This is a genomic window from Aquiluna sp. KACHI24 (genome assembly GCF_025997915.1).
Classification (GTDB): domain Bacteria; phylum Actinomycetota; class Actinomycetes; order Actinomycetales; family Microbacteriaceae; genus Aquiluna.
In genome coordinates, this window is sequence record NZ_AP026677.1 from 1076784 (window position 1) to 1091491 (window position 14708).

Here is a 14708-nt window from a genome sequence, read left to right on the forward strand (position 1 = left end):
AAACAATGGATTGGCTGATAAATGGCTGTCCCCTTTTTTGGCTAACGCGCAGGCTCCGAACATCAACTAACTTTTGGTCTGTGGAGGTTTGAAATGAAAAGGTTCCTGGCTTTAGTTGTCGCCGCGGTCTTGGTGCCAACGCCAGCCTCAGCTGAATCATCTAGCTACGAGGTTCCCTCCAGCCAAACCGCGCAGGTGGGCCAGAGCATAATCAACATCTGGGAACTCACAGAGGGGAACTGGGACTCTAGGCGAGAGGCACTAGTTTTTCCACCCGGTCAGTATGGCTACGAATCGGCAAACAACTACCTGTGCCCGAATGAGAAGATCCTGGCAGGAGACTACCCCTGCAATTTCGCAGCAAGTGGTGCAGATTTCTTCGGCTCAAACATACTTCCGGTCTGCGAATCAGAAGCAGACGAGTTTTGTGTTGAGTCTTTGACCTTTTCCTTATCCAACGTCGTTATCGAGGCCACTCACACGACCTACGCAGGCGGAGATAAGTTCGGTGCAATCCCGGAACTAGGGATTGAGCCTGGCGGTCTCGTATCGCTCTGGACTGTGCCGGGGGTAACTAACTCTGCAAGCACGGAAACCTATGCCGTCAGCGTCAGATCGAGGCAGAACTTCAACCAATTTGAAAAGAAGTTCCAGACCATCTCATTGGATTTAAGCATCACCCCTTATGCAGAAACAAAGGGAAACTTCAAGCCACCATTTGATCGAGAAGGCAAGGACGTGAATGGCCTGACCAAGGTCTATGGTGGTCTACCGCCGGGTTGCATTTGGTCAGATGAAGGTTTGTGTGGCAAAGCCGCTGACTTTGTGGGGACACCGGATATCAAATTGACCATTCGTGCCTCCAACCAACTAAGTGGGTGGTTCCGGGGAAGAATTACCGAACCAGAACTCTCAATTGAAAAATTCAGCAGCAAGGCAAATCGCATTTCCATTTCTGGGAAGCCAGTGCAAGTTCCAAGATTCCACGTCTACGCAGACGCTACCAACACACCCGAATCTGTCCAAAAGCTCTTTCCTCGCGGAAGTGGCGGAGGTGGTGGCGAGCTATTCGAGGGCAATAGCTCAAAACAGGTCTTTGCAACCGGAGGTGAGAGGACCTACACCGTTTTGGAGGGCATGCGCAACGCAGTTAACGACACTGCCGCCGGCACATCCACAATGTGGTCTATGGAGAGCATTCCCCTTGGAAACCAACCCTGTTTTGCGAAAGCTGAGGGCGTGCTCGGCGTAGTTTCAACAAATGCGACCGCATACGACGGGACCGCGCCCGGTTTCGAAAATGGGCAGTTGACCTACAAGGTGGCTGGCCTCCACTATGCGCCTGATGGCAAAACCCTCAATCGTGGAACATATGACCTAGTGATGCGATCTGACATAGCTCGCTGTCTATACGGTTTCTCATCAGCACCTATTTCCGCGAAAATTCAAGTGCTGACAGAACAGGGTGAAGCGGTCGTGGCCTCAACTGTTGTGAATGAGAAGAATGGGTGGCTAAATCTTGCAGCCTACGGATTCACCTTTTCCGAAAAGAACATCAAGGTAGAGCTGACTCAAGCCAAACCACCGACTCTGAAGTTGTCGCTGTCCCGCTTTGACTCTAAGTCAGGCAAATTGAACTCCAAGCAAAAGCTAGAACTCACCGCTCTTGCATCCAAAGTGTCAGGCCACTCTGCGGTCTTCTGCACTGGCTGGTACTTGAGTCCACGCGACCGAGGCCTTGCGCTTCAGAGGGCGAAGACTGCCTGCGGACAGCTTTCTAAATCGAGCGGGGAACTTCAAACATCGATTGCCGCGCAACTCACCAAGAATGCAACCCTGGGCAATAGAGTTTCAATAAAAATCGACTAGCAGGGGGAAGTTTTGAAGTTTAGGTCGAGCCTTTTTGCCATGCTCTTGGGATTAGGAGCAGGCGCTGCCCCAGCTGTCGCAGTGCAGCCGGACTTGGACACAACCAAACCGATGACGGTCAATCTGCAGATTTGCACTAGCGACACTCAGCTGGACTGCATAGAGAGCTTCTCAATTCTTGAGCCTGAGTCAAAGGCCCTCAGCCACATCGGATTCAGGTCCAGCGATATTCGGACTGATGCTAATGGGAACGTTCACCACGGCGGAGTTGAGGTATTCGATTACCAAGGTCAGGAAATATCAATTGCTGTGGAGTTGCAATCTCCAAAGATGGTCATTGGCGTCAGGCCCGACGGTTCTAAGCATGTTGGTTCATCCTTGCGCACATACATCTCAGGACCTGAGCTGAAGGATCACCGTTTCGAGATTCGAATCAGGACCAGCTGGCTCAAGCCCCAGGATATCCAGCTACATGCAGTTGAGGCTGATTACGAAATTCAGAAGATTCCAGGAGGCACCCGATGGGTCTTCTCTGGCAGGCAGCAATCCATCTCCTATTACAACGGCGACTGGGACGAAAAGATGAAAAGCGATGCTAAGGCTGACTTCACCTCGCACCGACTTCACTTCCTAGTGCATCACCTTGGCAAGGGCGGAAGCTATTTCGATGAGACCTGCGGAGATAAGGGGTTTACGGTTGAATCGCACAATGCACCTGGGGCTGGAATGCCCTTTTGGGATCAATCTTCTAGGTCACTTAACTTCGCCATCCAATCACCCCATGCCGACGCTCTGGGCAAACCAGTAGTTGGTTATTTCAGACTTTGGATGCCAGAGTCCTACCTAAACTGCAAGTGGCCTCAAAACTCGCTCAGCTCCGCCGCGTCAATTCAGGTTTTTGTTCAAAACGAGGACGGTAGCTACCAGACTGCCACGACTGTGGTTGGCAGATTCAAAGGCATGATTCGAATTGAAGCCCATGGCTTCCACTATTCCGCTCCGACAATTCAGGTTGTTGCTGCCAGTAAACCGGTTACCAAGTCCATCTCGTCGTTTGCGAAGAACTCCTCAAAGATTTCAAAGTCTCAGCAGGCTCAGGTTCGAACCATTCTTGGTCAAACAAAGGCCAGGTCAATCGTTTGCAATTCGACTTATCTTCAGTCGGAGAATAGAGAACTAGCGCAGCGGCAAGCCGGAGCAATCTGCGAATTCGCAAAGTTAATAGACAAGGACCTTAAGACGACCATCAATGTGGTTCAAGTCTCTAAATCGACAAGTGCAAATAAGATTTCTCTAATTTCCTCAAGGTGAAATGCGCGACGAGTTTGAACGGTTTAGAGAGTCATGAGCTCTCTATTCATCTTTGACGGCGACTGCTCATTTTGTTCAACATCGGCGCGGTTTTTGGAAAAAATCACAAGGCATCGAGTCCCCATCAAGCCCTATCAATTCTTGAACCTAGAGCAAGTTGGTGTCCCAAGACAGGATGCCGAAGCTGCGGTTCAATTCCTTATCGCTGGTGAGAGATATCAAGGGGCGCGTGCCATAGCAGAGGCACTCATTGCATCAAAGACAACCTGGGTGCTAGCCGGATGGTTTATCAAGACCCCGGTGATTTTGAGCTTTGCCGAGTTGGTTTACTTGCTGGTGGCTAAGAACAGGCATCGTCTTCCTGGCGGGACACCGGCCTGCAAACTTGAGCGTTAAACCGTGATTGCTTGCTTCACCAAGGAAACAATCTGGGCTTCCACCGCAGGGGAAAGTTCAGTTAGCGCGTAACTAGTGGGCCAGAAAGTTCCGTCATCCAGGTTGGCAGCTTCTTGGAAACCGAAGGTTGAGTAGCGAACCTTGAACTTGCTTGCTGACTGATAAAAGCAAATGACTTTGTCGTTGACGTAGTAGGCAGGCATGCCATACCAGGTGCGAGTGGTGATCTTGTCCGATACTCCCAGCACGAGCTCATGGATTCGCTGGGCCAACTTTTGATCATGTGCGTCCATCTCAGCTATTTTGCGCTGGACTTGCTCCTCGCCCGAGAGCTTCTTGAATTCGCGTGCCTCTCTGGCACGCTCTCGCATTGCGGCCTTTTCTTCATCGGTAAATACCTGGTCAGCCACTTTGCCTCTTCCTTAGGAGCCTAATTCCCCCAGAGCCACCTGAGAGAATCGAACTCTCGACCTGCTCTTTACGAGGGAGCTGCTCTACCGACTGAGCTAGGGTGGCGAAAAAACAAAGTCCCGCCACATTCCTGGCGTTCCGGGCTTGTGGCCCTGCGTTCATTTTAGTTGGTGCGTACACCCCATCCAAAAGGGATCGTCGGACTGATTCAGGATGTCTCGCTGCGTTCTAATAAAGTGCTGAGTTTCTGCTTAATCTCGGACCTAAGAATTCCAGAGGCTAGGTTAGCCAAACCCAAGGGAGTGCAGCGGATAAGAATCCTGCCCACTCAGTCGGCACAGGAGATGCTTAGTCACTCTAGGTACTCGGAAGCACCGTCAGGTATTTTGAACCATTCCCTACTTCCGCCAGTGAGCCCCGAATTTATGCTCATAAATATTGCACCCGCGGTCACAATCTCGTTGTTCACGATCCATAACATTTGATCCTCATCCGAATAAGGCGTCCCAACTAAGTTAAGCTCCGCTGCAACCTTGTCAAACACTCTCCATCGAACTTCCTCTGTATCCAGGAGCTCGACGCCTTCCCAGACTGCTTTCTCAAGGAACTCTGCCTGTAAGAATTCTTTAGGAATGGACTCTGGGTCATCCCAAGAAGCCCCCTCTATTCCCCAATCCATTGGTTCGAGCGCCGATTCAAGATAACGGGTTGACCCTATTTTGAAAAGCCGGTCGTAAGATTCAGCTGCTTGCCAAATTAGGCTGTGGTAGTTGACGGCTTTGGGTTCTTCCCACTCTCTGAATGAGCCGACCGACGACTTCAGTAGGGATTTTCCAGCAAATGAGAGCCACTGAAGATAAAAATCCAATGTCTCAACGTGGTCACCACTAAAACTCACACCCGAAGCAGCCAGTGAGACGCCTACAAAACTACTTCCTTCCTCGTCCTCCCAAGTTAAGAACTCAAACTTGCCATACTCCTGAGCGTCGAGGATTGGAGCGAAATCCTCCCGGGCCCTTGCAATGTCCTCATTGGCTCTTTCTGGGTGAATAATCTCCCCTAGCCCCATTTTCATCCGCAAGTCAGCCATAGGTCCGAAAGTGCGGAACATTGGGTCTATCTCGGCGGAGACGAGACTAATCATCAACGGCCTTGCCTTGTAAACAGTTGTCAGTTCGCTCTCGAAAAGCAAGCTACTTGACCCTTCAGACGAGTTTCCATCTGTGGGCTCGAGTTCGTAATCTTCAATGCCAGATGGAATTCCCTTGAATTCTGCAAAGCTGTCTAATATCGCCCTTAGCTCAAGCATCTTTCCCCCTACTTTCAGCTCGTTCAAAAAAGAATTTATCCGATTTATATAGGTTCGGTGGAGTGAATTGTGCCTGCATGCTCGTTTGATAATTTCCTCATAAGCCTTGAGAAGACCTTTCTTCAAAACAATGTCGGACACCTCGATTAGCCTCCCCGGAAGAATGTGCGAACGGAGTCACTGACTGTTGCTGACAAGGCCTGCAGAATTCAACAGAGTGCCGTCCTACCCGAGTGAGCATTATTGATTGAATAGAAAGGCAAGAAGTGATTGTTCAGATTCCCAACGGGCTAGTGAGACTAAGCAGAGAACCACAATTCTTGCTAGAAACATCAACCCCGCTCATCACCCTGCAAGTATCTGACTATGCGTCACTTGATTTGTTGGGACTGGATGAGCACGGAGACATGAGGCTGGATCCCAGAGATGAGCTTTTCCCTTTCTCGGTTCAGGTTTACCCAGATCAGCTGTTGCATCACTTTAGGGACATCGATTGGAATTCTCCAGATTTGATCTCGGACTCCGATTTCACGCCTAGGCCCAAAGCATTCCGTTGGATTCGATGGTTTGACCAACTTCCCAATCGTCTGTACGGCGAACACTTTGGGAAGTACATGGTGGGCCATTGTTTTCCCGACGAAGTCAACAAAACCCGCTGGCTGCACTGCCTGCTAGATGACAAGTTTTACGCCTATCCGCTTGCTTCTTTCCCCAACGACTTTGACGACATTTGGATATACGAAGACGAGGAATCCGAAGACGAGGATGCCTAGCCTACGGTTTTTATGGCTGATTTAAAGACGGGTGAGGACACGACTTTCCGAAGCTCCGCATATTCTTTTGCAAACCAGTTTCTATAGGTCTGCCAAGCCCCACGATCTTCCACGTCGGCAACGGAGCCATAGATTGAGATTCGCGATGCAATCTTTCCCTCTAGAGGCTCGAAAACGAGCTTGGAGGTCGTCAACTGTTGAAGCTGAGATTGGACTTCATTCACAGCATCAAAACGCTTTGCGCTCTTCTCCGGATCTCTGCTTCCGAAGTACAACTCGACCCGTAGCCCTTTTCCTGAGAAGACCAAGTTCAGCGAAAGGTCCGCAAATCCGGTGAATGTCGGGAAATATGAGCGAGCCCAGGCAGTCCGCTCCCGAAGATCCGGATACTCATCGCCAAGCTCGGCAATTAGGCTTTCCCAGAATTCCCCGTAGGCATTCAATCGGTCGGAGCGGCTGGCCTTTGACGCGGATTCACGCACTTGTTTGCCCCAAACGTTTGGCTCGACAACCAAGTCCAGCATCGGCGCTGGAAGAGAATCTCCGATTTTTATTGCCCGAACTTCAACCCCAAAAAAGTGAGTCTCATTATCGGTAACCGAATTCAGCCAGTTGAGAGCTGCTCGATGCTCTTCCCGGATTTGCTTTGCAACCCACACGACAATCTGAGGTCGAACGCCCCCGGCGTAGGTGAGCAGTTGACCAAGATGTGAGTGGTTTGACTTCTCCAATTGATTCTCGATTATCACCGATCGACCGGAAGCCAGATCAGTGCCAACAAGGTCGAGAGAAAAAGAACCGATTGGATGTTCTTTGGAAAGGTCCAGGTCCAGACCTAGAAGTTCACCAAGTTCCTGTGGGTTCTCTTCAAGCCAAGGGGTGAAGGACAGCGCTTCGTGTGGCCACACTGACCGAAGATCGACTTCCTGAATGCGTCCAATTTTCGTGTTCATCCCAACATCACCTGCTTTAGTGTCTTGTCCCCAAGCCTCCAGCTTTTCCAGGATTCTGTCTCATCATCTAAACCGAGTGCTTTCGCTGCTTCAACGGGACCGGCATACCGAATTCCATCAATAAGCAAACCAAAGTCGTCGGTCACAAAAGCTGAAGTTCCGGCTGGGACAAACACAAGTTCGTCCCCTTCATTCAAAAGGCCACGCTGAATAAGGGCAGCGAACTTCTCTTCCCTGGTAAGTCTCCACCCGCCAAGGGTCTCCGGAGCTTCCTCGTGGAAGTATGAAAGGCTTGGATTCTCGAACGACCTAAATTTCCAGACAGCATCATCCATCTTGGAGTCATTGAAAACCCTGCAGTCGACAAGTTGCTTGAAGTCTTTAATCGACAGCCCGGTGACTTTCACAAAGAGATCTGGCTCGACCTGCTCAATGATGTCTTTGATGGTTCTCTCTCTGTCATCGGTGAGATACATAAATGCCGGGATTCGCGTGATGAATCTTCTAAGCTTTTGCTTTAGATTCTCCCTGCGCTTCGCCGACTCATCCTTGATTTTCTTTTCTCTCTCGTTCAGTGGCTCTTTAGTGAGCTTCTTAGGCCTGAGTTCCTTGTGGCTGGAAATCATGGCGGTGAGGTCGTTACCAATGTTTCTAAACATCTCAATTTGCTCAAGTGACTCAAGCAGCCCAGGATTCGCGAGGATGTTTTCCATCGACTTGATGTCCAAGTTGATTAGCTCGGGTGAGTTCCACCTTCGAGCAAGCATCGAGGAGGAGACTCCGCGAGTTAGATAGTCGATGACATCGCCGGCTTTGAGCTGGCTCATCGCGTAACCATCAAAGCTCAGGACAGGTAAGAACTCCATGAATTCGGCGATGGCTTGCTCGTCGTCCTTCTCAGAGGCCACCTCGGACTTCAAGCGGGTTGCGTAGTCAACGATTTGGCGCAAGGCCCGGTTAGGAGAAAAGTCCAAGACGAAGCAACGTTCTTTTTGGACGACCTCTTTCTCACCGCCCAATTCAGTGTCGATGTAAGAAGTGACCCAAGGTGATTGAACTCGGAAAGCGGCCTGGAAGTAAGATTCTGGACTCTTTAGCTCTCTGAGCATAAAAATGCCCGTCCAAGCCTTGACAGTCACCCCAGTCATGAGCTTTCCACATGAAAGTGTGATTGACTTTCGATCCTGAGGTGAGGAGCCGATCGCTTTTTCAACTGGTGGGAGTGCTTTGTCACCAATTCCTGCCTTCGAACCGGCAGCCACGACTATTTCATAGTCTCTAAAGAAAGTGTTGTGTTGAGCCCTTAGGAGGTCAGCCATCGCATAGCAAGAGTCCACGCTTGGCAGATACCACACGGTGTGCTGAAGCGCGGTCAAGAGATCAAGATTCTCAAAAGGCAGTGGAGGCCTCTTCTGATTGGCAACATTTGCCCAAAGGGAGTTGAGGTCCTGTCCTCGGAGCAAGTCGAGCCATTTCTGAACGTCTCGTTCGTGCTTGAACTTAGGCGCTCCGGACTCTGATTTCTCTGTCTTGAAGAACTCGGTGAGTGAGAATTCAGACTTGTTATTCAGAGCCACCTCTCGGAGTGCATCAGGCATTTCATAGGTCATCAAGACCATCTCCGGAAGCCCGAGATACGGATTGGGTTTATCTTCTGACCAGTTCTTTTTTGCAGACTGCTCATCCGAGTAGGTCCAGTTGAAAACTTGATTCTCAAGGAATTCGCCTTCGGTGAGGGCCCTGAATGGGGTGCCCGACAAGTAAAGGTAGTGGTTTACCTTGAATGGGATAGTCGCCTCAAGGTCCTCCTTGAAGTCCGAATCCAAATCAGGCGTATCCAACTCCTTGGCTTCACTTGAGTCGCCAGAGGTCCCAGCCTCTTTATCCTCTAAATAGATAGATCTCGCTGCATCCCTCCATGCACCGAAGTGATACTCATCGACAATGACTGCATCCCACTCAACCTCATAAAGACCCTCATTTTTCGCCTTAGGTTGCCCATTGGCATCCTTCCCAAGAACATCCTGAAAGGAGGCGAACCAGACCAGCGGACGATTCATAGATAAGTCAGGAATGGGGTCGCTCTTCCCCTTGAACTCCCAGCCCTCGAAATCAATGTGGCCATAAAGGTCCTCCCGCCAATTTGTCTCAACAGCAGGCTTATAAGTGAGAACTAGGATTCTCTTCCAACCCATTTCTCTTGCGAGCTGGTAAGAGGTGAAGGTCTTACCAAATCGCATTTTTGCGTTCCACAGGAAATGAGGGGCGGACTCAGTCTGTGAAGCCCTTCGAAAATAGGCAGCCGTTTCCCGAACCGCGCGCTCCTGCTCTGGCCTGGGCTTGAAGTCAAGCCTGGTTCTGACGCTTTCGAGTTTTGCGCCTGCTTTTACAGATGCTATTGCGGTCCTAACTTCGTCAACTGTGCACTCGAACCATTCACCATCTCTTCTGTGAACTCCCGCTTGTTGAAGTGCTTTGTGGACACTGTGATCCCTAAACGCCTCGCCTGACTCTGTTATGGCGGATTCCACAAGCAAAAGTTCATAGGGGGACTCCGCTGGCATTTTCACTGCATTTAACTGCTCGCGTATTCGCACTGAAACATCCCTGTCGGTGTCACCAACCTTGACTAATCCAGTCCCTTGTCTTTTGCCTTGCCAGGGGTCCTCGGCGTAAGCGGGAAGTGAGTACACATATATTTTTGGGTACCTAGTAGACTGCCCTATCTTCGTCATTCAAGGACCATTTCCTTGATGCGACTGTCGATCAATTGCCATTCGCTGTCAGTTAGGCCGAACATATTAACCAACTCTGCATCTGTCCAAATCCTGTCGAAGGTAACTCTCGGAACCCATTTGTAGGTTCCGCGCGGAGCATCTTGACCAGCCTTTCGAAGGGATACAAGGAACCTAAAGAATTTGGTCGCAACGTAGCTAGCGACCGACTTTGCCTCATCTTCGCTTTTCAGAGGCCCAATTAGCAAAAAGGTTTCGGTACAAACCCAATTCGGACCAAGCATTTCTGGCTTGAAAATTACCGTATCGAAGGCACTTTTTTCCCGTTCACGGCCAGACCCAGCTCTGCGGATCGCGACCTTCCAGGAGGGAACAAAATCTAGCCCGGTCTGAATCTCTGTTTTGGTAACCCATGTTTTTCCCGTCCTTTCGAGAAGAGGGAGATCTCCCGGCTTGCTGACTTTGTGCCCAGAGAAATTTGTTGCTAGCCCAAATGGTTTTCTCGCCGAAACTAGGTCCTCGATGGACTCAAAAGTTGCCACTTTGTCAACGATAGCCTCCGCACGATAATCTCGAAGAAGAACGTCGTATTTATCCAGTTTCCTCAAAGCCGTTCGCTCTTCCCCCAGGAAGTGGGAAGTTACTGTGCAGTCGCCGTCGTGATTCGCTTCCCATAGGAAGTAACAAATGCCACCATTTATGCCGACTTGGGGAAATACCTCGGCGGCATTTTGGTAGTCAACAATCTTGACGAGGCGCTTATCCGACAACATAGACTGGCGAAACGAGTCCAGCCCCTTCCCCCCCACCATCCAACGCGAGGGAATAATCATGCTGAGGTATTGGGGAGACAGTCTCATAGCCTGATCTACAAAAAGATTGTAAATTGGGGATGATGATGGTGAGTCTGACTCATCGTCTGATTGATACGGGGGGTTTCCAACCACAATATCAAACTTCAAACCAATCTCCTTCTCGATAAATCTTCGTCCTTCTTGGTGGAGAAGGGCGTAAGCATAGTTTTCTGTTTCAGCCCCTCCACCCTGGTCTGCTTCCGCGGCCAGGCATTCTGAGCACCTACCTCGAAAAAACACGTGTTCGACCCTTTTGTAAATCAAATTCCCTTGGTCACTTGGGAACTTGACGACTGACTTGTCGCTGTTTGCCCACTTTGAGCAATACAGAGAGCGCCGGCTCACAAGGCTAGTTAATTCTGTTATCGCCACTCCAAAAACCATGTTCCGCAGAATGTGTTCTAAGCGCTGCTGCTCTTCTGGAATCTCGTCCTTGAGGCCGACAAGCAATCGCTTGGTAATCTCACGAAGAAAGACTCCGGTCTTTGTAAACGGGTCAATCCAGCGGAGCGAGGGATTCCTCCAAACATCCGCTGGTAGAAGATCGAGCATTTGCTTCGCAACCGAGGGTGGTGTGAAGACCTCATCGTTAGATAAATCCGCGATGACCTCAAGGATGTCTGGCTCTTTAGTGTTGTTGTAGGAATTCAGCATCTATCTTGTCCCCCGACGAATAATGCCCTTTGGTTTCCAAGTTACACGAGGGGCAGAGCCCAAGTCACTCACATAGCCATCCCAGTGCATTTGAGGTTCAGAGGCTCCGAAAATGTCGAGCATCCCGTCATCCTTGGGTCGATTGGCCTCTTGAATCTCGCCCCACTTGTGAAAGCGAATCTCAACTCGCCCTTGCTCGAAGTCCCATTTGTACTCCGGGATTGGCATCTCATCCCGATTAGTTGGTTTGCCATTGGAATCAGACTCCAGCATGTTGCCTATAAGCACATTGTGCTCAAGAATCCACTCCGCGGCAGCGGTGAGACTCTCAAGGTAGACAGGGTCAAATAGGTCAAGACAGAGGTGCCTGAAGTGCTCCAGAAGTCGCTTGCGAGCGCCGTCACTCTCAACGTCCTCATGACCCAGGATGTTGTCCTCTGAGATATCGATTCCGTAAATAGAAGCAAGGGCTTCAAGGGCGTAAGTCGCTTTGACTATTTCAGAGGACTCTGACTTCAAAACGCCCTTCAGTGCTGCGAATTTCCGGTAGAGAACAACAACCAAAAAGCGGCCGTTTCCACAACTCGGTTCTAGGTAAGTCTTGCTGGGGCGGTAACTCCAAGCCTCCTCAGGAAGCAGGTCAAGCATGTCTTCAATTATGTTGAAGGGAGTAAATACCTCTCCGGCATCGCGCACTCGCTCCGTGGACTTAACCAGCCCCTCATCCCAGTAGCGGGAGGTTGTTTCTCTCATCAACCTAAATTTAGCGGCAGCATCGGACATTCCTTGAGCCAACTGCCTAAATCGTTTTCGACCCTCGCCCTTACGCAGGGCCCGTTAGAACCCTCACGCGGCTGATCCGCAGTACCTAATGATTCGAGTGTTGGCTCAATTGTTGGTCGATGAAATCGTTCACGGCGCAAAATTTCTAATAAGTTAATTTCCTGAGGTGATTTTCATCTCGAAATGGGGGGTAATTATGTCTGATGACCTATCGCGCGATGTATCTCGAGGCGTGCAGGATGCAATATACAGAGTCCGTATAAATGACATGGCGTTGCAGGGGATTGACAATCTTGTCGATGGCGTCGCACAGCATCTTGATCGGAAAGTCTGGCTGGCGAAGGAAGCCTGGTATTGGAGCATCTACAACATGTCGGTGCTTTCCGATCCCCATCTAGAGGGTAAGTTCACGTGGGAGCCCTGGCGACAGAAAATCCAGAGCTTCAAAAAACCTATGTTCGACCAGGAGGGCAAGGCTCGAGAGGTCGCAGCCCTTATCAATCAGGAATTTAGGGAAGCCGGGTATCCAGTTGATGAAATGATGCAGACCTTGGAAACCAGGCGAAGCCATTACAGCAGTTATCTAGATCGGGTAGCTAAAGAGGAAGAGTCGATTGCCAAGTTCGGTCACCTGGTAGGTGTCGACTTTAAGAACTTCGATGAAATGGTCGCCTACATGGGTCAACCGAACATCTTCACAAAGTGGATTGGTGGCCCGCAGGAAATTTCGGATTTCTGCAAGTCCATTGGTTTTTTAGCCGACCCGGATCAGTTAGTCGGGGTGTTTGTTCGGGAAACGGATTGTGACGAATGCACTACAAGTAGCACCGTGACACATGCTTTGCTCGTCAGAGAGATTGATCATCTCGCTGAGACCCAAATGTCTTGGTGGAAGGCACAGTTCGAGCCTCAGGATGACTTACTGCTTTTGGGTAACGGCTGGGGTGGTTATCTTTACAGGGCCCCTGTTTGCATTCACATGCCCTTTGAGAATATGAGCCTCCAAATCGCCCAGGGTCTCAAAGCGCTTACCTTTGGCTATTACTACCCGTTTAAGACTCTCAAAGACCACTTGTCGCAGGTCGAAAAAGACTTCGAAGGCAAGTTCAACTTCAAGAATTGGGTTGGAATGGGAATTGACGATGAAGAGGAGACGGCCCTGAAGAATGGGCAGCTGCAAGTATTTAGCTACCAAGGACCGGAATCTTTGGGCAAACCAGTGGGAATCAAATTTAGGATTCAAGAGGCAGGTATGTATGACTTTTGGTACACGGATTGGAGTTACTACATTGAAGGGGGCTGCCTCGATATCGGAATCGCGGGGGATACAGACGCGACGCTGAGTTTTGGGCAACAGTTCCATGAAGCGGTCGATGAGAAAATTCGGTCACAAAACTGATCCCTCCCAGCACAGTTGAGGCACATCAAGAACAAGTTCAATTTGAGCTACTGCCTGAATCGTTTTCAGACTTTCTGTGTGCGCGACCACCTTTCCAACCTTTTTCTGCACCTTTTTAATGGTTGATAGCCTCGGAGGCCTTATAAATAGAGGGTTTCAGATTCGGCTTGGATTTCCAGGTTTTTGCCTATTGGTAACTTCAAATAGCCCAGTTTCCGCTTTTTTGCTAGTTGGATTTTTCACTCATAGTTACTAATAAGCATCTAACCAATTTCGGCTGAAGATATATCGCCTGATCCCTGATGATGCGATTTCATATGCCTGCCAGATCTCGAGATGATATGCGTCCCCAGACATAACGGCGGATATCAGGTAATCGAGTGGGGTTTTCATCCCCTGCTTGCTGAACTGACCTTCCTCGTCAATCTCCACCCGAAAAGACTTGAAGAGGTACTGCATTATGGGAACCGTGTTGGAGTCCAGCGAGTCCGAATGGAGAAGCCGAATAGAGGGCAATAAACCAAGTGTTTTTGACTGCAGGTTTCTCCATTTTGAGTTGAATTCGCCTATAAAAGCGACTACCTCAACCTCACTAACATGCCGAGGAAACATCCAAAGTGCGTGGAAATGCGGGGTCCAAACACCGTTGATAAGCGTCTCCTCGGTAACTCTCATGTAGGCCACGCCTAGAGCTGCTCTAGCTCTCTTAATCCTGCGCGAGTTCAACACCCGAACCCAAAGGCGATTCAGTACTTCATAACGCTGCCGGGCTTCCAAAGAGACATCGAAACCCGCTTCAAGGGTTTGCCACCAGGGAGTGCAAGAGCCAGCAATGTATTGGTCGAAAGCGTAGGCGAATCGTTTACGCATTTTTGCCTCGTGCACACGAGCGCAGACGGGGCAGGCGTTTCGATGCCCGCATCTTCCCGTGAGTCCGGGGGTTTTGGCCAACCACTCCTCTGCCAATTTTGGCTTGGGTGTTTTTGGCCCGTAAGGGAAACAGTTACCAACGGAGTGGAATTGCGTGATCTCTCGCAGGTGCTCCAACAGCAATCTGACTGCATAGGCTGCGAGGAGTGACCGGTTTGATTTTCGGAATTCGTAAGTGATCATTTTTATTTACCTAAGAAAAGAACTGATGTGTGGGGTTGTTGGCTACTGCCTGGAATAAGACGGCATGCCTGATGGAGCGGTCTGGTTGACTCCCCAGGAACGTTTGGCTTAACCCACCCCCCCCGACTTGGATTTCGTTTGGGTGGGT

Annotated in this window: 12 protein-coding genes and 1 tRNA gene; 5 read left to right on the plus strand and 8 right to left on the minus strand. The window is 50.0% G+C overall.

Features of this window, described 5'->3' with window-relative positions; all coding sequences use genetic code 11:
- Window positions 1–93: 93 nt before the first annotated feature.
- The 3 genes from OO713_RS05485 to OO713_RS05495 are packed head-to-tail and all read left to right on the plus strand — an operon-like array spanning window position 94 to window position 3576.
- Entirely contained in the window at window positions 94–1869 is a 1776-nt protein-coding gene (locus OO713_RS05485) for a hypothetical protein (RefSeq protein ID WP_264785132.1), read from the plus strand.
- A gap of 39 nt (window positions 1870–1908) precedes the next feature.
- Window positions 1909–3180 (plus strand): hypothetical protein, encoded by a 1272-nt coding sequence (locus OO713_RS05490; RefSeq protein WP_264785134.1) that lies wholly within the window; start codon window positions 1909–1911, stop codon window positions 3178–3180.
- 33 nt (window positions 3181–3213) lie between these two features.
- The gene (locus OO713_RS05495; RefSeq protein WP_264785136.1) at window positions 3214–3576 is read left to right on the plus strand and encodes a DUF393 domain-containing protein; all 363 of its coding nucleotides are present in this window, start codon (window positions 3214–3216) and stop codon (window positions 3574–3576) included.
- Here the strand turns inward: OO713_RS05495 and OO713_RS05500 are convergent.
- The 3 genes from OO713_RS05500 to OO713_RS05510 form a co-directional block, all read right to left on the minus strand.
- Window positions 3573–3986: a DUF1801 domain-containing protein gene (locus OO713_RS05500; RefSeq protein ID WP_264785137.1), complete on the minus strand. Its 414-nt coding sequence runs from the start codon at window positions 3984–3986 to the stop codon at window positions 3573–3575. The two genes, OO713_RS05495 and OO713_RS05500, sit on opposite strands and share 4 nt — an antisense overlap.
- A gap of 33 nt (window positions 3987–4019) precedes the next feature.
- Window positions 4020–4092: transfer RNA gene (locus tag OO713_RS05505), tRNA-Thr, on the minus strand.
- Between the two features lie 247 nt (window positions 4093–4339).
- Window positions 4340–5437: a hypothetical protein gene (locus OO713_RS05510; protein WP_264785139.1), complete on the minus strand. Its 1098-nt coding sequence runs from the start codon at window positions 5435–5437 to the stop codon at window positions 4340–4342.
- 152 nt (window positions 5438–5589) lie between these two features.
- Between OO713_RS05510 and OO713_RS05515 the strand changes: the two genes are divergently transcribed.
- The gene (locus tag OO713_RS05515; RefSeq protein ID WP_264785141.1) at window positions 5590–6069 is read left to right on the plus strand and encodes a hypothetical protein; all 480 of its coding nucleotides are present in this window, start codon (window positions 5590–5592) and stop codon (window positions 6067–6069) included.
- Here OO713_RS05515 and OO713_RS05520 read toward each other — a convergent pair.
- From OO713_RS05520 to OO713_RS05535, 4 genes are read right to left on the minus strand one after another with little or no spacing between them, the layout of a single operon-like run.
- A complete protein-coding gene (locus tag OO713_RS05520) occupies window positions 6066–7022 on the minus strand; it encodes a DUF4268 domain-containing protein (RefSeq protein WP_264785142.1) in 957 nt (318 codons plus the stop codon). The two genes, OO713_RS05515 and OO713_RS05520, sit on opposite strands and share 4 nt — an antisense overlap.
- Complete coding sequence (locus tag OO713_RS05525) at window positions 7019–9757, minus strand: GIY-YIG nuclease family protein (RefSeq protein WP_264785144.1); 2739 nt, start codon at window positions 9755–9757, stop codon at window positions 7019–7021. Before OO713_RS05525 ends, OO713_RS05520 begins: the two co-directional genes overlap by 4 nt.
- Window positions 9754–11265, minus strand: a complete 1512-nt coding sequence (locus OO713_RS05530; protein ID WP_264785146.1) for an Eco57I restriction-modification methylase domain-containing protein — start codon at window positions 11263–11265, stop codon at window positions 9754–9756. The genes OO713_RS05525 and OO713_RS05530 overlap by 4 nt, the downstream gene beginning before the upstream one ends.
- The gene (locus OO713_RS05535) at window positions 11266–12018 is read right to left on the minus strand and encodes a hypothetical protein (RefSeq protein WP_264785147.1); all 753 of its coding nucleotides are present in this window, start codon (window positions 12016–12018) and stop codon (window positions 11266–11268) included.
- Window positions 12019–12244: 226 nt separating this feature from the next.
- Between OO713_RS05535 and OO713_RS05540 the strand changes: the two genes are divergently transcribed.
- On the plus strand, window positions 12245–13447 hold the full coding sequence (locus OO713_RS05540) for a hypothetical protein (protein ID WP_264785149.1): 1203 nt from the start codon (window positions 12245–12247) through the stop codon (window positions 13445–13447).
- Between the two features lie 252 nt (window positions 13448–13699).
- Here the strand turns inward: OO713_RS05540 and OO713_RS05545 are convergent, their stop codons facing one another.
- Window positions 13700–14560: a protein rep gene (locus tag OO713_RS05545; protein WP_264785150.1), complete on the minus strand. Its 861-nt coding sequence runs from the start codon at window positions 14558–14560 to the stop codon at window positions 13700–13702.
- Window positions 14561–14708: the final 148 nt, after the last annotated feature.